Raw genomic sequence first — 16,843 nt, 5'->3', positions numbered from 1 at the left:
ACGGACGTAGCCGTTACCCTGTCGGGCCCGCGCGCATGCGCGACCGTCCCGGAGTTCCGTTTTGAAGAAGACCCTGCTGTCCAGCGCGACCCTGCTGGCCCTCGCCCTGAGCGGCCCGCTCGCCGCACACGACGCCGACGCCGACTGCCTTGACGAGGGTTGCACCCTGCAGGCCCTGTTCGAAGGCGACGCTGCCGCGGCCTCGTCGGCAACGGGCATCTCGGCGCGCCGCTTCGGGGCCTGGGGCATCGATACCGCCGGCATGGACCGCACCGCCAAGCCGGGCGACGACTTCTTCCGCTACGTCAGCGGTACCTGGGCGGACACCACGGAGATCCCGGCCGACCGTTCCAGCTACGGTGGTTTCGCGATCCTGCGCGACCTCTCCGAGGCCCGCCTGCGCGTGCTGGTGGAAGGGTATGCGCTGGGCGACCCTGCGACGGGTGGCGACGCGGCGAAGATCGCGGCGCTCTACCGGGGCTTCATGGACGAAGCGAAGATCGACGCGCTCGGCGCGAAGCCGCTGCAGCCGGTGCTGGACGGTATCCGCGCGGCGAAGGACAAGCAGGCCGTGGCGGCGCTGATGGGCCAGCGCGGCGGTTTCTACGACAGCTTCTTCAACCTGGGTGTCAGCGACGACCAGAAGGACCCCGACCGCTACACGCTCTACCTCAGCCAAGGCGGCCTGGGCCTGGGCGATCGCGAGATGTACCTGCGCGACAACTTCAAGCCGCAACGCGAACGCTACGAAGCCTACATCGCGCAGATGCTGCAGCTCGCGGGCTGGGACAAGCCGCAGGAGAACGCGAAGGCCATCCTGGCGCTGGAGACCCGCATCGCCGACGCGCACTGGACGCGCGCGGAGAGCCGCAACCGCGACAAGACCTACAACCCGCTGGCGATGGCGGACTTCGCCACGACATCACCGGGGTTCCCGTGGGCGTCTTTCTTCAAGGCTGCCGGTGTCGAGGGCGCGGGCCGGGCGGTGATCCGCCAGGACAGCGCGATCCCGAAGATCGCGGCCATCTTCGCCGACGCCGACGTCGCCACGCTGCGGGCGTGGCAGGCCTTCCACGCCGCCGACAACGCCGCGCCGCTGCTGTCGAAGGATTTCTCGGTGGCGCAGTACGAATTCCGCGACAAGTTCCTGTCCGGACAGCCGCAGCAGCGCGAACGCTGGAAGCGCGGCGTGTCCTTCGCCGAATCGGCCATGGGCGAGGCGATCGGTCGCGACTATGTGGCGCTGTACTTCCCGCCTGAGGCCAAGGCCAAGATGGATGCGCTGGTCGCCAACGTGAAGGCGGCCATGGGTGCGCGCCTGGATACGCTGGCGTGGATGAGCCCGGCGACCAAGGCCGAGGCGCACGCCAAGCTGGCCGGCTTCGGCCTGAAGATCGGGCATCCGGACACGTACCGCGACTACAGCGCGCTGGTGGTGAAGAACGGCGACCTGTTCGGCAACGCGCAGCGCGCCGCCCAGTTCGAGTGGGAGTACCGCCGCGCGCGGATCGGCCAGTCCGTGGACAAGGGCGAGTGGGGCATGACCCCGCAGACGGTCAATGCGTACTACAACTCGGTGAAGAACGAGATCGTGTTCCCGGCCGCCATCCTGCAGCCGCCCTTCTTCGATCCGGACGCCGATCCGGCCGTGAACTACGGCGCCATCGGCGGCGTGATCGGCCACGAAATCATCCACGGTTTCGACGACCAGGGCCGCAAGTCCGACGGCAAGGGCGTGCTGCGCGACTGGTGGACCGCCGACGACGCGGCCAAGTTCGAAGTGCAGGCCGCCAAGCTCGGCGCCCAATACGAGGCGTACACCTTTGCGCCGCTGCCGGGCATGCACATCAACGGGCGCGTGGCGATGGGCGAGAACATCGGCGACCTGGGTGGCCTGACGATCGCGCTGGAGGCCTACCGGCGTTCGCTGGGCGGCAAGCCGGCGCCGGTGGTCGACGGCTTCACGGGCGACCAGCGCTTCTTCATGGGTTGGGGCCAGATCTGGCGCACCCTGTGGCGCGACGATGCCCTGCGCCAGCAGTTGGTCAACGGCACGCATTCGCCGGGCCACATCCGGTCCTTCGCCCCGCTGCGCAACATCGATGCCTGGTACGACGCGTTCGGCATCAAGCCGGGCGATCCGCTGTACATCGCCCCGCAGGACCGTGTGCGGATCTGGTGATGCGGTGAAGGATGGAGGGTGGGACGCATGCGTCCCGCCTTCCGTTGCGGGTTGCACGACATGGCCATCGCGCCGATGATGCGCGGCATCGTCGTCGTTTCCGTGCCTCTCGCGTCATGCCCGCCACGCCCGCGCCCTCCCAACAAGGCGATCTGTTCGGCGGCCCGCAACCGGGCCGGCTGCACCGCCTGTTTTTCGCCCTGGTGCCCTCGCCGGGCGAAGGCGAGGCGCTCCGGCATCGGGCCGAGGACCTCAAGGCGGCGTTCCCGCAGGCGCGCTGGGTGCGGCCGGAACGCTACCATCTGACCCTGCATTTCCTCGGCGAAAGCGACGGGCCACGCGACGACATGGTGGCCGCGGCGCACGAGGCCATGCGCGACTGGCAGCCGGAACCGGTGGGTATCACCCTCGACCATCTGCTGTGCCTGGGCAACCCGAAGAACCCGGCGCTGACGCTCGCCGCCCTGCAGCCCTCGGCCTCGGTGGTGGCGTTCTGGCGCAGCCTGCAGCAGCGCCTGTTGCGCGCGGGCTTCAAGCAGCATGTGGGCCGCAGCTTCGTCCCGCATCTCACCCTGGCCTATGTCCCTCCGCGTACCGCGCCGGTGGACGTGCTGCCGATGGTGCTGCACCCGCAGGCGATCCATCTGCTGCAGAGCGTCGAAGGCGAGGCGGACTACACGCGACTCGGCGAGTGGTCGCTGGCGGACTAGACGGGCCCTTCGCGCCTGTCGGCCGGGAGAATCTGTAATACAGGGTTGTCTGGGTTTGCGTCTGTCGGTCCGGCACGGCATGGGCGTCTTCGCATGGCCGGCTGCGCGCGTCTGGTTGCGTTCGGGAGGACACCCGGAATCCTCCGGGCAACCTTGAACGAGGACACCGACATGAGACGCTTGCCGATGCTGTGGGCGCTGTTGCTGTGCGTGCTGTCATTCCCGCTGTCTGCGCAGGACCGCAGCTACACCGAGGGGCCGGTCATGGAAGTCACGGCGGTCAAGATCAAGGACGGCCAGTTCGACAACTACATGAAGCACCTGCAGACCCAGTACAAGCGCGTCATGGATGCGCAGAAGGACGCGGGCATCATCCTCGGCTACACGATCTATGCCGCCGATCCGCGGCGTCCGGAGGATCCCGACCTCTACCTGACCGTGGTCTATCCCAACATGGCCGCCTTCGATGGCCTGCGGGACCGCTCGGAAGCCGTGTCCAGCAAGGTCACCGGACAGAACACCGCGCAAGCGAACACGGCCTTCGCCGATCGCGGCAAGATGCGCCAGATCCTGGGCAGCCAACTGATCCGCGAGTTGAAGTTGAAGTGACGGCGGTTTGCGGGGCCACGCAACGGGCGTGGTCCCGCGATCGGGAACCCGGCTCAGTGGCCCTGCCTGCGCAGCGTATCCAGCTTGGCCTGGTAGAGCGCACGGGTATCGCCCTGGCTGAGTTCGCGGGCACGTGCCAATTCACGGCTCGCGCGATGGTGGTCGCCCTGCTGGAAATAGACGCGTGCCAGGCCGAAGTGGAAACGGTGTTCGCCGTCATACAGGTGGATGGCCTTGCGGTAGTGTTCCGCCGCGCGTTCCAGGTCGCCGTCGCGCTCGAACCCGGCAGCGAGCAGGAAATGGTGGAACGGGTCGCGCGCCTGCACGTCGTCCAGGCGCTTCTGCAGCGGCCGTGCGGCATCGGCGTTGCCCGCCCGCAGGTAGAACGTCACCAGATTGAACAATGCACCGGCATTGTCGCGATCGAGTTCGAGGGCATGCCGGTACGCTTGCTCGGCGCGCGCCTGATCGCCATCGCGCAGGTACAGGACGCCGGTATTGCTCCAGCTGGTCGCATAACTGGGATCCAGCTTCAGCGCGATCTCCGCATGGCGGAGCGCATCATCCAGCGACCCCTGTTCCAGTAGCTGCGCCGCGCGGTTGTTGTAGTAGTGGGCGATCATGCGGTCGTCACGGACCGGTTCGGGCGGCTTGCGGGTGATGACTTCGTTCCAGGCCACGTCGACGGTGAAGCGCCTTTCGCGGATGCGCACACCGGCGTTGACGTGCTGGCTGCGGTAGAGCGTGTTGTGGTCTTGGCGCCAGGCCAGGGTTTCGTCGACTTGCTGCGCATACGCTGTCAGTCCCGCTTCCCTCGCCAGCGCCACCGTCAGCAGGGTGAAGCTCATGCAGTTCGCCTGGCGCGTGGCGTAGGCCTCGGCCACGGTGTGGTTGGCATCGGGTTCGTAACGCATGCCCAGGCCCTGCGGACTGAACAGGAAATCCACCAGCCGCTCCAGACGGGCATTCGGCTGCCGGGTACGGTCCAGAACCTGTTCGCGGAACTGCTGGCGAAGGGGTTCCGGTATCGCCAACACATCGTTGGGGGCAGGGGGAGCGATAGGTTGGGCGACCGCGGACAGGGCCGACGACGCCAGCAGCAGGGTGCCGAGCCACTTCGTCCACATCACCCACCTCCGGGTCCCGCATCGGGACGCGTGCGCGCGGCCCGAGTGTAGACCTGCATCGCAGTGCGGCATGGACCGTCCGGCTGCGTTGACGCGGTCGTGGCGGTGCGGCTAGCGTCATGGCCCTTTTGCCGGAAGCTCCCGCATGCGCGCTGCCATCCCCTTGATCCTGTTGCTGGCCAGCCTGACGCCGGTTTCCCACGCGGCACCGGTGCCGGAACAGGGTCGGGACGGGATCACCGTCGGGGCGGTGCTGTCGCCGCGGGAGCGGGTGGAGCCGGAGAACCGCATGCTCCGCGAGCGGCTCGACACGCTGCTGCCTCGCCTGATGAAGGAAGCCGACCTCGACATGTGGGTGGTGATCGCGCGGGAATATGCCGAAGACCCGGTGTACTTCACCCTCGTGCCGCAGCCGGCACATGCGGCGCGTCGCACGACGATGCTGGTCTTCCACCGCCAAGCGGATGGCAGCGTGCAGCGGCTCTCCATCAACCGCTATCCATTCGGCGCGCCCTACGAGACGGCGTGGTCGGGCGGCGACCTCAACACGCAGTGGGAAGCGCTGGGCGCGCTGATCGCCGCGCGGGACCCGCACAGGATCGGCATCAATGTCTCCCGCGAGTGGGCGATTGCCGATGGCCTGACGCATGCGCTGCATGAGCGCCTGCGCTCGGTGCTGCCGGCCGCGCTGCACGACCGGCTCGTGCCTGCCGAAGCGCTGGTCGTACGTTGGATGGAAACACGCAGCCCTGGGGAACTCGCGGCGTATCCGCATATCGTGTCGCTCGCGCGCGGCGTGGTCGCCGAAGCGTTTTCCAGCAAGGTCATCACACCCGGCGTCACCACCACGGACGATGTGGCGTGGTACATCCGCGAGCGTTTCGAATCGTTGGGGCTGGCGCCCTGGTTCATGCCTGACGTCAACCTCCAGCGCGCCGGAACGGCCTGCGCGGACGATGCGCCGTTCTGCGGCGAGGAAGGCGTCATCCAGCCTGGCGACGTGCTGCACACCGACGTGGGCCTGTGCTACCTCAAGCTGTGTACCGATACGCAGGAAATGGCCTACGTGGCGCGCGCCGGTGAAACCGAAGCACCCGCTGGGCTGCGTGCCGCGCTCGCCCAGGGCAACCGCTGGCAGGACGCATTGACGGGGCAGTTCGTCGCCGGCCGCACGGGCAACGAGATCCTGGCGGCGACGCAGCGTGAAGCGGCCCGGCAAGGCCTGAGGGCGGCGACCTATTCGCATCCGGTGGGTTTCGTGGGCCACGCGCCCGGGCCGACGATCGGCATGTGGGACAACCAGGGGCCTACCGTGGGGCAGGGAGACTGGCCGCTGCATGCCGATACCGTCTACGCCATCGAAGGCAACGTGAAGGCGCGCGTCACGGAGTGGGGCGGGCAGAACGTGCAGGTCAAGCTGGAGCAGATGGCGGTGTTCGACGGGCGCAAGGTGGTCTATCTGGCCGGGCGCCAGGTGGTCTGGCACGTCGTGCGGTGACGCGCCGGACGCACGGACGGTAGGATGCCGGCATGAGCGCCGACGCCCACCTGATCGCCTGTCCGCACTGTGCGGCGATGAACCGTGTGCCGCCGGCGCGCCTGGCAGAGGCACCGAACTGCGGGCGCTGCCACCACCCCTTGTTCACCGGTCTGCCACTGGCGCTGGGCGAGGCGGACTTCGACCGACATGCACTGCGCAGCACGCTGCCATTGCTGGTGGATTTCTGGGCGCCCTGGTGCGGCCCCTGCCTGCAGATGGCCCCGCATTTCCAGCAGGCGGCGGGCTTGCTTGAACCAGCGATGCGCCTGGCCAAGGTCGACACCGAAGCGTGCCCGGGGCTGGGCAATCGCTTCGGTATCCGCAGCATCCCGACGATGGTGCTGCTGCAGGGCGGTCGCGAGATCGCCCGGCAGAGTGGTGCGATGGCCGCCGAGGCGATCGTCAGGTGGGCGCGGGGGCAGGTGGGGTGATCCGGTTGCGCCGAGATCCGTTCGGGTGCGGGTGCAGTGCGTGCCTGGGAGCCCCGACAAGCATGCGCTCGTGACGGCACCGTTGCTGGCGGAAGGATCGATGTGTCTGCGTCCTCTTGATGCGCGGGATGAAGACTTGTATCTCCGCCTTCACGCTTCCGCCCAGACCATGCGTCACGTGTCTGCGGTAGTGGATGCGGACACGGCCCGCTCACGCTTCAGCGCCGCATGCCGGATGACGCAATCCCCTGATCCCGCCTATTGGATGTGGGCTGTTTCCATGACCGACCCGGCGGACGATGCGGGAATTGCCTTGCTGATGGCGGACGGGACGAGCGCCGAGATCGGAATGCTGTTGCTGCCGGAATGGCAGGGACGTGGCCTAGGGACCTGCGCAGTGCGCACACTCACCGATTACGGTTTCAATACCTTGGGCGTGGCCCGTGTCGAATCGCGCCAGGGTGCGCACAATGTCGGCTGGGAGCGATTGATGGAGCGGAGTGGGTTCCAGCGTGTGGAGGAAGCGATGGTGCGGCCGGACTGGTTAAGGTGGCGGCGCGAGCGCGGCTGAAGAAGTGAATGCAGGGGGAATTTGAAGTGAAATCAGGCAGTTTGGCTTGCGTCGGGCTGGGAATGACGCTGGGGGCGCATCTGGCGCCACGTGCGAGGAGTTTCATAGAAGAGGCCGACGTGGTGTTTGTGGCGGCATCGGATCCATTGGTGGAACTCTGGGTGCAGGGGATGCACCCGGACGTGCGGAGCCTTCAGCCCTACTACGCAACGGACAAGATGCGCAGCAGGACCTACGACGAGATGGTCGCGGCGATGCTCGAGCAGGTTGTCGCCGGCAAGCGCGTCTGCGGCGCTTTCTATGGCCATCCGGGCGTCTTTGCCTGCGTGCCGCATCGTGCAGTGGAGCAGGCGCGCGACGCAGGCCATGACGCGGTCATGGAGGCCGCTGTTTCAGCGGAAGACTGTCTTTATGCCGATCTCGGCATCGACCCCGGTACATTCGGCTGTCAGCACTACGAAGCGAGCCAGTTCATGATGTATCGCCGCGCGGTGGATCCGAGCGCTTACCTGGTGCTTTGGCAGATCGGCGTCGCGGGAGACCCGACGTTGATGAGCAGGGGCACTGGGGCGGCGTATCGCGAAATCCTGCTCGAGCTGCTTCGACCGATCTACGGGGACGACCATGAGGTCGTGGTCTATCAAGCCGCGACGCTCCCCATGGAAATGCCGCGGGCCGACCGGATGCCCCTCCGCGAGCTTCTGCATGCGACCCTGAATGACGCGGCCACCCTCGTGCTGCCCCCCAGCCGTCCGATGGAGCCCAACACCGGGGTGATTGCACGCTTGAGGCGGCTGTCGGCGACCGACGGCTAGGCGACGACTATGGTCGGCCGGTAGGAAACGGGGTATCTTCGCCGCCAGAGGCTGGGTGCTGTCTGTCGGGGAACAGTCCACCTTGGCCGAAGTTTCTCAAATTTCATGGGGGAGTCGTGTCGAATAGCATCCAGTTCCTTGAATCCATGGGACGTAGTTCGTCCGTTCGTCGCATGTCGGTGGCCGAATACGAGGCCGCCGTAGACGAGTTGGAGATCGATCAGACCGAGGCCGTGGCGTTGAAGGCGCGCGACGCCTCCGCGCTCGCGGGTATCCTGGGGGCTCGCCCGAACATGATCTGCATGGTGTGGGCACCCGACGATGCGCCGGCAAAGGAAGACGACGACAGGTCGGACACGGATGTGCCCGACGAGGAAGCGCCCCCCGCTCAGGAGTGAGGTGGGGCGCGCGATCGCTACAGGAGTAAGGATATGTTGGCGCGCAAGACAATCGGATATGTCATGGCTGCATTGATGCTCCTGGCGAGCATCGGTACGGCTCCGGCGTCGGCCTTCGCACCCCTCGAGAAAGTGATCGACCAGGCGGAGGCCCTCAGGAGCTCGGATCCCAAGTCGTTCCTGCGCCTGCTGCGGCAGTTGGAGGAACGCAGCGACGAAGCCGATGCGGCGCAGCGGGAACGGATCGAGTACCTGAAATCCTATTCGCTGGTTTTCGAGGGGAAGATCGATCTCGCGGTAGCCAATGCACGCGCCCTGATGGCATCGACGAAGGATGTCGACACGAAATTCCGCGCAGGCGTCCTCGTCGTCAATGCGTATGCACTGAACCGGCAGTTCACGGAAGGACTGCGCCAGTTGGAGGAGTCGCTGTCGCTCGTAAACGATGTGCGTTCGCGCGACGTTCGCCACCAAGGTCTGGGTGTTGCCGCGCTGATGAACCTGCAGATAGGGCAGAACCGCCAGGCACTGTTCTATTCCGAGCGCATCCTCGCGGACAAGCCGGATGGCCGGACGGCATGCCTCGCGCGGCAGGTCCAGCTGGATGCCAAGCACAATCTTGCGCTGCTCGGGGCGGACGATTCCGAGTTGACTCGCGGCATCGAGCAGTGCACGAAGGAACGGGAGCCCGCTGCGGCCAATTTCATCCGGATTACGCTCGCCAAGAAGTGGGCGGACCAGGGTCAGCGCGACCGCGCGGTCAGCATGCTGCAGACGCACCTGCGCGAGATCGAAGCCACGCGCTACCCCCACCTGATCGCGGAAGTGAAGGCGTTGTTGGCTGAATTGAGCTTGGAGAAGGGCGACATGGGGGCCGCCGAGGCGTATGCACAAGGAGTGCTCGCACAGAGCGGCAACCTAACCAGTACCCTCCCGTTGGTGAAGGCCTACCGCACGCTCTACCAGGTCGCGCAGAAAAAGAGCGACACCGAGAAGGCGCTCGGTTACTACCAGAGCTTCGCCGAAGCCGACAAGGCCTATCTCAACGAGGTGAAGGCCCGCGAACTCGCCTACCAGATCGTCCGCCAGGAAACCCTGCAGAAGACGCAGCAGATCAATCTGCTGGACCAGCAGAACCAGGTGCTGCAGTTGCAGGGCAAGGTCGACCAGCAGGCGGCACAGAACACGCGGCTGATCGTGATCCTGCTCATCGTGCTGGTGGCTTCCATCGGCTACTGGGCGTTCAAGATCAAGCGTGTGCAGCTGTCGCTGAAGAAGATGGCCGAGACCGACGCCCTGACCGGCATCTGCAACCGCCACCACTTCACCATCCGCGCCGAACGCGCGCTGGCCGAATGCGCCCGCAATGGCGAGCAGGCCGCGCTGATCATGTTCGACCTGGACCACTTCAAGAACATCAACGACCGCTTCGGCCATGGCACCGGCGACTGGGCGCTGAAGGAAGTCTCCGATGCCAGCAAGGGCTTCTGCCGGCGCATCGACGTGATCGGCCGCCTGGGCGGCGAAGAATTCGCCATCCTGATGTACGGCTGCGACCTGCGCGCCGCCGCGCGCGTGGCTGAGGATTGCCGCGTGCGCCTGGCCCAGATCGACACCCGCGAGACCGGCCATGTGTTCGCCATCACCGGCAGCTTCGGCGTGACCTCCAGCATGCAGTCCGGCTACAGCCTGGCCAAGCTGCTCTCGCACGCCGACAAACAGCTGTACCGCGCCAAGCACCAGGGCCGCAATCGCGTGTGCGTCTACGAGCCCACGCAGGAACACGCGCGCGAAGCCAGCAACGTGCTGGAACTGCCCACGCGCGAAGGCCGCGCCGAACACCACATCGGCGCCTGATCGCCGGGCCGCCCAGGCAGCGGTCCGTGCAAGCAAGAACGATGGAAATGCCCTGACGACGCGTCAGGGCGTGACGGTGGCCGTGTGCAGCCCTTCGTGGATGGCCCACTGGTTGCGGCCATTGCTCTTGGCCCGATAGAGCGCGCGGTCGGCCGCTTCCAGCCATACGCGCAGTCCGGCGGAGGGGGCATCCGCCCGCGCCAGCCCGAGGCTGACCGTCGGGTGCAGGCCGGGCGCGCTCTGCAGGCGGAGCGCCTCCACACCTTCGCGGATACGCTGCGCCACGTTTTCGGCGGCAACCAGGTCGCTGCCGCGCAGGAGCACCGCGAACTCGTCGCCGCCCAGGCGGCCTGCGCAGTCCAGTGTGCGGATGCTGTGGCGGATCACGCCGGCGACTGCACGCAGCACATCGTCGCCGGCCGCGTGGCCGTGACGATCGTTGATGGTCTTGAAGTGATCGATGTCGATCATCATCAGCGTGGCCTGCTCGCCAGTCTCGGCGCATTGCGCGAGCAGCATCGACGCCTGTTCCTGCCAATGGCCACGGCTGTCCAGCCCGCTGAGCGTGTCGCGCCGGCTGAGTTCGTCCAGCAGGCGGTTCTGCCGCTTCACCTTGCGGACCAGCCGGTAGCTGGCCTGGCTGACCGCAATCGAGTGGATCAACAGCATCGGCAGGCAGGCCAGCATCACCGGCATGCTGGTCACGGGACGCATCTCGAAGCCGGTGAGCGCACCGGCCAGCAGCGCGCCCGCCAGCATCAGCGGCAACGACCAGTACCAGAGGCGATCGATGCCGGTGCTGATCTTGTCCACGGTGGCCAGGGTCACCAGCAACACGCTCGGCAGCAGGTTGAACGCCATCAACGGCACCCACATGCCGGCGAGCATCGAATCGAACAGCAGATTGCGGATTTCGCCGCGGAAGGGTTCGCGGTGCCGCAGCGCCAGACCGTAGGCCACTTGCGGCCACAGCAGGGCAGTGAAACCCAGCCACGCCCACAGGCCCCAGCCCGCGCCGTTCTCCAGCAGCACGGCGCCGACGGGGAGGGCGGCCAGGCCCATGCCCAGCATGCGCAGCCGGTAGATCCGGCGCGGCAGGCGCTGGGCGTGGTGGCGCGCCGGATAGGCGCCGGATGGCGATACGTCGAACGGCATTGGCGCGTGGAGTCCCCTCGCTCGTGGCGGCCAGTCCCCCGGTACCCCGGGAGAGGGTGGAGTGTAGGTCAAACCGTGACGGCGGGCACGCCACGGACTTCTGCCCACGACAACGGCCTGAATCCGGCGAACTTGAGCCTTGGCGGATAATCGGTTCGACACCCGCCAAGGTTCCGTCATGCCCGCTGTCGCGCCGACCGCTTCCACCTCGCAGGCCCGTACGATCCGACTGACGGCCGCGCTGGCGATCATCGGAGCGGTCTTGTTCCTGCTGGTGGCGGGGGCGCTGCAGGTAGTCCGCCACGATCTGGCTTGGCCCCAAGCCACCCTGAGCCAATATCTGAGCGGTCCCTACGGTCTGCTATTGCGGTCGGCCTATTGCCTGCTGGCGGCCACCATCGTGCTGCTGGCATTAGGCCTGCGCGCCCAGCTGGCACCGCAGGCGCGGAGCGGCGCTCCGGTAGTGCTGTTCGCCCTCGGCGCGGTCGCGCTCGCTGGCGTGGCGGTCGGCGATTCCTGGTTGCCCGCGATTGCGCCGGAATTCCACGTCTGGTTCCACCACACCTGTGCGATCACGGCGTTCCTGAGCGTCACCGCGGGCATGGTGCTGCAGGCGTGGCGCTTCCGTCTCGATGCGGCGTGGCGCGCGCATTTCCCGCTGGCCGCGGCCTGGTCGCTCGCGTGCTTCGCCTTGCTGTGGGTGCACGCGCTGTGGGCGCCGGCCGGAAAGGGTTGGGTGCAGAAACTGCTGATCACGCTGATCGTCTCCGCGATGCTGTTGGCGGGTACGTGGCTCTGGCGTGCCGCCCGCCGTGCGGGCACCGAAGCGTGGCGCTAAGCTTCGGGTAATCACACAGGAGATCCCCTCATGATCCAGCGGTTCGACGTCGGCGCACGCCTCTCCGAGATGGCCATCCACAACGGCGTGATTTACCTGGCAGGGCAGGTGGCGGAAGACGCCACGCAGGGCATCGCAGGGCAGACCCAGCAGGTGCTCGCCGAGATCGACGCGTTGCTGGCGCGTGCGGGCAGCGACAAGGCGAAGATCCTGCGCGCGGAGATCTTCATCAAGGACCTGCAGGACTTCGAAGCGATGAACCGCGTGTGGGATGCGTGGGTGCCGGAGGGCAATGCACCGCCGCGCGCGACGGTGCAGGCGAACCTGGCGCGTCCGGGATGGCTGATCGAGATCGTGGTGACCGCGGCGGTCTGACCGATGGCGACCCGCAAGCCTGGGCCGTGGCAGCGTCCCGCACCGAAGAGGCGCGGCGGTGGCCTCACGCTCACGCCCGCCCAGGTGGAAGAAGCTCGCGCCCGCGCCGAAGCCGCGGGTCGGCGCTACCCCAATCTCGTCGACAACATGTATGTGGCCGCGAAGGCGCGACGCGAGGGCGAGGGAAAACAGTCCGTCACGGACGAGTCTGAATGAGCATTCAGCGGCCTCAGGCACAGCATGCATATTCGGCCGTAAATGTCTGTAATAAAACTGCTTTGAAACGCTAACCGGACTTCAACAACGGCTCGCGTATCGTGCGCCCACGTTCCGCAGCCGCTGCGGCACGCACTTCCCGGGGTGCGCGCCGCAGCCCCTGCGGACGACCAGTCAGGCGTTGCGTTGCGCCAGCCAGTCGACCACGCCCTGCGCGGCCTGGCGACCGCTGGCGAAGCACGCCGTCAGCAGGTAGCCGCCGGTGGGTGCTTCCCAGTCGAGCATTTCGCCGGCGGCGAACACGCCCGGCAGTCCGCGCAACATCAGGCCTTCGTCGAGAGCTTCCAGCGGCAGGCCACCCGCGCTGCTGATCGCTTCCTCGATGGGGCGCGTGCGCTGCAGGTGGAACGGAAACCGCTTCAAGGTACGCGCGATCCGCGCAGGATCAGCCAGCGCCGTCTTGTCGAGCACTTCGTAAAGCAGCGCGGCACGCACGCCGCTGACCCCCGCTTCGCGACGCAAGTGTTCGCTCAGGCTGCGCGAACCCCGCGGTTTGGCCAGCCGGCGCACCAGGTCGTGCTCCTCGCGCCCGGGTAGGAGATCCAGTACCAACGTGGCGTGACCCTCGCGTGCGATGGCGTCGCGCAACATCGGCGAGATCGCGTAGACCAGACTGCCTTCGATGCCCGTGGCGGTAACCACGCACTCGCCCTGTCGTTGCTGTGGCGTGCCGTCGGCGGCATGCCAGTGCGCGGTGACGGGTTTCAGCGGTTCACCGGCGAAACGCGTTGCCAGATGCTCGCTCCAGCCGATGTCGAAACCGCAGTTGGAAGGCTGCAGTGGCGCTGTCTCGACCCCGCGCGCTTGCAATGCCTCGACCCAGGCGCCGTCCGAGCCCAGTTCCGGCCAGCTGCCGCCGCCCATCGCCAGCACGACCGCATCGGGTCGTACGCGGAGGTCGCCTTCCGGCGTGGTGAAGCGCAACGCGCCGGCCTCGTCCCAGCCGTGCCAGCGATGCAACACATGGAAGCGCACACCCTGTTCGCGCAGGCGTCGCACCCAGCCACGCAGCAGCGGCGCGGCCTTGAGATCGGTAGGGAACACGCGGCCTGACGTCCCCACGAACGTCTCCACGCCGAGTCCGCGCGCCCAGGCGCGCAGCGCATCCGCGTCGAAATCGCGCAGCCACGCGGCGACGTCATTCGCGCGCTCGCCGTAGCGCGTGACGAAGATATCGAACGGATCGGAGTGGGTGAGGTTCATGCCGCCCTTGCCGGCGATAAGGAACTTCCTTCCCACGGAGCCCTTCGCGTCGTACAGATCGACCTGTACCCCTGCCGCGCGCAACGTTTCGGCGGCCATTAGGCCGGCCGGGCCGCCGCCGATGATGGCGACGGTGGGTGGCGAATGCGGGGTGTCGGGGCTCGGCGAAGGCATCTGCATAGTATGCCGTGCCCGATCAGCATTCCCGGCAGGTGCGTTGGCTGCGGTATCGTCGCGCGAAATGTTCGAACGGGAATGCCTGATGCCTCTGACGTCGCCCGCGGCCCTGCGCCGCGCCCTGTTGTTGCTGTGCCTGGCCGCACCTGCAGCCGTTGCGAAGGACGCCGCGCCACCGTCCGCGTTACAGGACCTCGACGCGTACGTCGAATCCGTCCGCCAGGCGTTCGACGTGCCCGGTATCGCGGTCGCGGTGGTGAAGGACGGCGAAGTGGTCTTGGCGAAAGGGTGGGGAGAGCGCGAGCTCGGCAAGCCGGCGAAGGTCGATGCGCACACGATGTTCGCCATTGCGTCCAACACGAAGGCCTTCACCTCGGCCTCGCTGTCCATGCTGGCCGATGAAGGCAAGCTCTCGTTGGACGACCGTGTGATCGACCACCTGCCGTGGTTCCGCATGGCGGACCCGTACGTGACCCGCGAGATGCGCATCCGCGACCTGCTGGTCCACCGTAGCGGGCTGGGCCTGGGCGCGGGTGACCTGCTGTACTGGCCCACCACCACGTACAGCAACCGCGAAGTGGCCGAGCGCCTGCGCGACGTGCCGCTGACCGGTGGCTTCCGCGAGCGCTATGCCTACGACAACATCCTGTACGGCATCGCGCAGCTGGTGGTCGAAGAGGCCAGCGGGCAGTCCTATGAGCACTTCCTGCGCACGCGCATCTTCCAGCCGCTCGGCATGCGCGAGACCCGCTACAACAGCGATGCGCTGAAGGCGGGCGACAACGTCGCCACCGGCCATGCCAAGGCCGACTTCACCACGCTGCAGCCCGCGCCGCGTATGACGTGGAAGAACGTGGCCGGCGCAGGCGGCGTGTATTCCAGCGTGTCGGACATGGCGCGCTGGATGAACGCGCAACTGGCCGGCGGCACCTACCGCGATGCGAGCGGTCGCGAGCAGGCGCTATTCACGCCCGCCCGGCAGAAGGCGATGTGGTCGCTCGTCACGCCGATCCCGATTTCCGAGCCCAAGGTGGAAGCGCTGAAGGCCGCGAAGCCGAACTTCCTCGGTTACGGCGAAGGCTGGATGGTGTCCGACTTCCAGGGCCGCAAGCTGGTGTGGCACACCGGTGGCTGGCCGGGCATGGTCTCGCGGGTGACGCTGGTGCCGGAACAGAAGCTCGGCGTGGTGGTGCTGACGAACCAGGAAGTGGGCGCCGCGTTCCACGCGATCACCCTGAAGGTACTGGACGCCTACCTTGCCAACAGCGGCACCGACTGGCTGGCGGCCTATCTTGCGCAAGTGGCGCAAGCCAACGACAACGCCGACGAACACTGGCAGAAGCTGCAGGCCGCGCGCGATGCGACGTCGAAGCCGTCGCTGCCGCTGGCGAAGTACGCCGGCACCTTGCGCGACCCCTGGTACGGCGACGTCACCGTGGCCCAGGAGGGCAAAGGGCTGGTGTTGCGCTTCAGTCGCACGCCGGAGCTGGTCGGTGACCTCCAGCCCTGGCAGCACGACACCTTCGTGGTGCGCTGGCGCGAACGCTGGCTCAACGCCGATGCCTTCCTGACCTTCTCGCTGAAGCCCGATGGCGGCATCCGCGAAGCGCGGATGGAAGCGATCTCGCCGCTGACGGATTTCAGCTTCGACTTCCACGACCTGCGGCTGGCGCCGGTCGCGGAAGGCAAGGAGTGAGGGATCACTCGTGCGGTTTGACGTCGAGCAGTTCGACGTCGAACACCAACGAGGCGCCGGGCGGAATCACGCCGCCGGCGCCGCTGCTGCCATAACCGAGGTCCGACGGGATCAGCAGGGTGCGCTTGCCGCCCACCTTCATGCCAGCGACGCCTTCATCCCATCCGCGGATCACCTGGCCCGCACCAAGCAGGAAGGTGAAAGGTTCGCCGCGATCCACCGAGCTGTCGAATTTCATCCCGTGCTTGTCGGACGCGTTCTCGTCGTACAGCCAGCCGGTGTAGTGCACGGTGACATCGCTGCCGCTGGTGGCGACGGTACCGGTGCCTGCCTGGGTGTCCAGACGCTGGAGTTCGGCGACGCTGCCGCCGGGCGGCGGGCCTGACGGAGCACAGGCAGCAAGGAAGGCCAGCGAAACAGCGAGCAACAGGGAGCGCATCGATCATCCTGGCATACGGGGGGCGTGCAGGGTAACCCACGCGGATGCGCGGGAAGCTGACCGGCTACACTGTCGCCATGGCGAAACTCTTCCTCAACTTGCGCAACGTACCGGCCGATGAAGCCGATGAGGTGCGCGATCTGCTGCGGTCGAACGCGATCGACTTCTACGAAACGCAGCCGAGCCCGTGGGGCATTTCCGCAGGCGGGTTGTGGATCGAGGACGCCGACCAGTGGGCGCGTGCGAAAGTCCTGATGGCCGGCTACCAGGCGCAACGGCGCGACCATGCACGGTCCGAGCGCGCCACCGCCGAACGCGAAGGACGCGCGGAAACCTTCGGCGGACTGCTGCGCGACCGCCCGCTCTACGTGGCTGGCATCGTCGCGGCGATGCTTTTCATCATCGCGGTGACGCTGGCCTTGCCCTGGTTGCTGCTCTGAGGTT

18 protein-coding genes are annotated in these 16,843 nt (G+C 67.0%); 14 read left to right on the top strand and 4 right to left on the bottom strand.

From position 1 onward, the window contains the following. Nucleotides 1–61 precede the first annotated feature (61 nt). From ACSION_RS12325 to ACSION_RS12315, 3 genes are all read left to right on the top strand, one after another. Nucleotides 62–2,182, top strand: a complete 2,121-nt coding sequence (locus ACSION_RS12325) for a M13 family metallopeptidase (protein WP_435306123.1) — start codon at nucleotides 62–64, stop codon at nucleotides 2,180–2,182. Between the two features lie 116 nt (nucleotides 2,183–2,298). Then, nucleotides 2,299–2,892 carry an RNA 2',3'-cyclic phosphodiesterase gene (gene thpR, locus ACSION_RS12320; RefSeq protein ID WP_435306122.1) on the top strand — a complete coding sequence of 198 codons (594 nt, stop codon included), beginning with the start codon at nucleotides 2,299–2,301 and terminating at the stop codon, nucleotides 2,890–2,892. A gap of 171 nt (nucleotides 2,893–3,063) precedes the next feature. Beyond that, nucleotides 3,064–3,501 carry a hypothetical protein gene (locus ACSION_RS12315; protein WP_435306121.1) on the top strand — a complete coding sequence of 146 codons (438 nt, stop codon included), beginning with the start codon at nucleotides 3,064–3,066 and terminating at the stop codon, nucleotides 3,499–3,501. Nucleotides 3,502–3,554: 53 nt separating this feature from the next. Here the strand turns inward: ACSION_RS12315 and ACSION_RS12310 are convergent, their stop codons facing one another. Beyond that, complete coding sequence (locus tag ACSION_RS12310; protein ID WP_435306120.1) at nucleotides 3,555–4,628, bottom strand: tetratricopeptide repeat protein; 1,074 nt, start codon at nucleotides 4,626–4,628, stop codon at nucleotides 3,555–3,557. Nucleotides 4,629–4,773: 145 nt separating this feature from the next. Here ACSION_RS12310 and ACSION_RS12305 point away from each other — a divergent pair, with 145 nt between their 5' ends. The 6 genes from ACSION_RS12305 (at nucleotide 4,774) to ACSION_RS12280 (ending at nucleotide 10,240) form a co-directional block, all read left to right on the top strand. Then, on the top strand, nucleotides 4,774–6,126 hold the full coding sequence (locus ACSION_RS12305) for a M24 family metallopeptidase (RefSeq protein ID WP_435306119.1): 1,353 nt from the start codon (nucleotides 4,774–4,776) through the stop codon (nucleotides 6,124–6,126). Between the two features lie 32 nt (nucleotides 6,127–6,158). Next, nucleotides 6,159–6,599, top strand: a complete 441-nt coding sequence (trxC, locus tag ACSION_RS12300) for a thioredoxin TrxC (protein WP_435306118.1) — start codon at nucleotides 6,159–6,161, stop codon at nucleotides 6,597–6,599. A gap of 70 nt (nucleotides 6,600–6,669) precedes the next feature. Beyond that, complete coding sequence (locus ACSION_RS12295; protein ID WP_435306117.1) at nucleotides 6,670–7,170, top strand: GNAT family N-acetyltransferase; 501 nt, start codon at nucleotides 6,670–6,672, stop codon at nucleotides 7,168–7,170. Between the two features lie 8 nt (nucleotides 7,171–7,178). Next, nucleotides 7,179–7,985, top strand: coding sequence for an SAM-dependent methyltransferase (locus ACSION_RS12290; RefSeq protein ID WP_435306116.1), 807 nt, complete (start codon nucleotides 7,179–7,181; stop codon nucleotides 7,983–7,985). 173 nt (nucleotides 7,986–8,158) lie between these two features. After that, entirely contained in the window at nucleotides 8,159–8,383 is a 225-nt protein-coding gene (locus tag ACSION_RS12285; protein ID WP_435306115.1) for a hypothetical protein, read from the top strand. Between the two features lie 63 nt (nucleotides 8,384–8,446). Beyond that, a complete protein-coding gene (locus tag ACSION_RS12280) occupies nucleotides 8,447–10,240 on the top strand; it encodes a GGDEF domain-containing protein (protein ID WP_435306114.1) in 1,794 nt (597 codons plus the stop codon). 63 nt (nucleotides 10,241–10,303) lie between these two features. On the opposite strand, the gene ACSION_RS12275 is transcribed toward ACSION_RS12280, so the two are convergent. Then, nucleotides 10,304–11,395, bottom strand: a complete 1,092-nt coding sequence (locus tag ACSION_RS12275) for a diguanylate cyclase (RefSeq protein ID WP_435306113.1) — start codon at nucleotides 11,393–11,395, stop codon at nucleotides 10,304–10,306. 178 nt (nucleotides 11,396–11,573) lie between these two features. Here ACSION_RS12275 and ACSION_RS12270 point away from each other — a divergent pair, with 178 nt between their 5' ends. From ACSION_RS12270 to ACSION_RS12260, 3 genes are read left to right on the top strand one after another with little or no spacing between them, the layout of a single operon-like run. Continuing rightward, entirely contained in the window at nucleotides 11,574–12,233 is a 660-nt protein-coding gene (locus tag ACSION_RS12270; RefSeq protein WP_435306112.1) for a DUF998 domain-containing protein, read from the top strand. A gap of 30 nt (nucleotides 12,234–12,263) precedes the next feature. Beyond that, nucleotides 12,264–12,608 carry a RidA family protein gene (locus tag ACSION_RS12265; RefSeq protein ID WP_093486289.1) on the top strand — a complete coding sequence of 115 codons (345 nt, stop codon included), beginning with the start codon at nucleotides 12,264–12,266 and terminating at the stop codon, nucleotides 12,606–12,608. A gap of 3 nt (nucleotides 12,609–12,611) precedes the next feature. Next, nucleotides 12,612–12,824, top strand: a complete 213-nt coding sequence (locus ACSION_RS12260; protein WP_435306111.1) for a hypothetical protein — start codon at nucleotides 12,612–12,614, stop codon at nucleotides 12,822–12,824. A gap of 174 nt (nucleotides 12,825–12,998) precedes the next feature. Here the strand turns inward: ACSION_RS12260 and ACSION_RS12255 are convergent, their stop codons facing one another. After that, complete coding sequence (locus ACSION_RS12255) at nucleotides 12,999–14,261, bottom strand: TIGR03862 family flavoprotein (RefSeq protein WP_435306110.1); 1,263 nt, start codon at nucleotides 14,259–14,261, stop codon at nucleotides 12,999–13,001. An 88-nt stretch (nucleotides 14,262–14,349) separates the two neighbouring features. On the opposite strand from ACSION_RS12255, the gene ACSION_RS12250 reads away from it, so the two are divergent. After that, nucleotides 14,350–15,960 (top strand): serine hydrolase, encoded by a 1,611-nt coding sequence (locus ACSION_RS12250; RefSeq protein WP_435306109.1) that lies wholly within the window; start codon nucleotides 14,350–14,352, stop codon nucleotides 15,958–15,960. 4 nt (nucleotides 15,961–15,964) lie between these two features. Here ACSION_RS12250 and ACSION_RS12245 read toward each other — a convergent pair whose 3' ends face one another. Then, nucleotides 15,965–16,399 (bottom strand): FKBP-type peptidyl-prolyl cis-trans isomerase, encoded by a 435-nt coding sequence (locus ACSION_RS12245; RefSeq protein WP_435306108.1) that lies wholly within the window; start codon nucleotides 16,397–16,399, stop codon nucleotides 15,965–15,967. A gap of 77 nt (nucleotides 16,400–16,476) precedes the next feature. Here ACSION_RS12245 and ACSION_RS12240 point away from each other — a divergent pair, with 77 nt between their 5' ends. Then, entirely contained in the window at nucleotides 16,477–16,839 is a 363-nt protein-coding gene (locus ACSION_RS12240) for a DUF6164 family protein (RefSeq protein WP_435306701.1), read from the top strand. The last annotated feature ends 4 nt before the right edge of the window (nucleotides 16,840–16,843 follow it).

Source organism: Pseudoxanthomonas sp. LjRoot125 (genome assembly GCF_964252705.1).
Taxonomy (GTDB): domain Bacteria; phylum Pseudomonadota; class Gammaproteobacteria; order Xanthomonadales; family Xanthomonadaceae; genus Pseudoxanthomonas_A.
Note: the sequence above shows the minus strand (reverse complement) of the source record. Positions and strands in the feature narration are given on the sequence as shown.

Bases quoted from the DNA above. Each gene is read 5' to 3' on its own strand.
- ACSION_RS12275 (WP_435306113.1), bottom strand. From the start codon at position 11,395: ATGCCGTTCGACGTATCGCCATCCGGCGCCTATCCGGCGCGCCACCAC.
- ACSION_RS12305 (WP_435306119.1), top strand. From the start codon at position 4,774: ATGCGCGCTGCCATCCCCTTGATCCTGTTGCTGGCCAGCCTGACGCCG.
- ACSION_RS12285 (WP_435306115.1), top strand. From the start codon at position 8,159: ATGTCGGTGGCCGAATACGAGGCCGCCGTAGACGAGTTGGAGATCGAT.
- ACSION_RS12265 (WP_093486289.1), top strand. From the start codon at position 12,264: ATGATCCAGCGGTTCGACGTCGGCGCACGCCTCTCCGAGATGGCCATC.
- ACSION_RS12315 (WP_435306121.1), top strand. From the start codon at position 3,064: ATGAGACGCTTGCCGATGCTGTGGGCGCTGTTGCTGTGCGTGCTGTCA.
- ACSION_RS12280 (WP_435306114.1), top strand. From the start codon at position 8,447: ATGGCTGCATTGATGCTCCTGGCGAGCATCGGTACGGCTCCGGCGTCG.
- ACSION_RS12260 (WP_435306111.1), top strand. From the start codon at position 12,612: ATGGCGACCCGCAAGCCTGGGCCGTGGCAGCGTCCCGCACCGAAGAGG.
- ACSION_RS12290 (WP_435306116.1), top strand. From the start codon at position 7,179: ATGCAGGGGGAATTTGAAGTGAAATCAGGCAGTTTGGCTTGCGTCGGG.
- ACSION_RS12310 (WP_435306120.1), bottom strand. From the start codon at position 4,628: ATGTGGACGAAGTGGCTCGGCACCCTGCTGCTGGCGTCGTCGGCCCTG.
- thpR (WP_435306122.1), top strand. From the start codon at position 2,299: ATGCCCGCCACGCCCGCGCCCTCCCAACAAGGCGATCTGTTCGGCGGC.
- ACSION_RS12255 (WP_435306110.1), bottom strand. From the start codon at position 14,261: ATGCCTTCGCCGAGCCCCGACACCCCGCATTCGCCACCCACCGTCGCC.
- trxC (WP_435306118.1), top strand. From the start codon at position 6,159: ATGAGCGCCGACGCCCACCTGATCGCCTGTCCGCACTGTGCGGCGATG.
- ACSION_RS12250 (WP_435306109.1), top strand. From the start codon at position 14,350: ATGCCTCTGACGTCGCCCGCGGCCCTGCGCCGCGCCCTGTTGTTGCTG.
- ACSION_RS12270 (WP_435306112.1), top strand. From the start codon at position 11,574: ATGCCCGCTGTCGCGCCGACCGCTTCCACCTCGCAGGCCCGTACGATC.
- ACSION_RS12240 (WP_435306701.1), top strand. From the start codon at position 16,477: ATGGCGAAACTCTTCCTCAACTTGCGCAACGTACCGGCCGATGAAGCC.
- ACSION_RS12245 (WP_435306108.1), bottom strand. From the start codon at position 16,399: ATGCGCTCCCTGTTGCTCGCTGTTTCGCTGGCCTTCCTTGCTGCCTGT.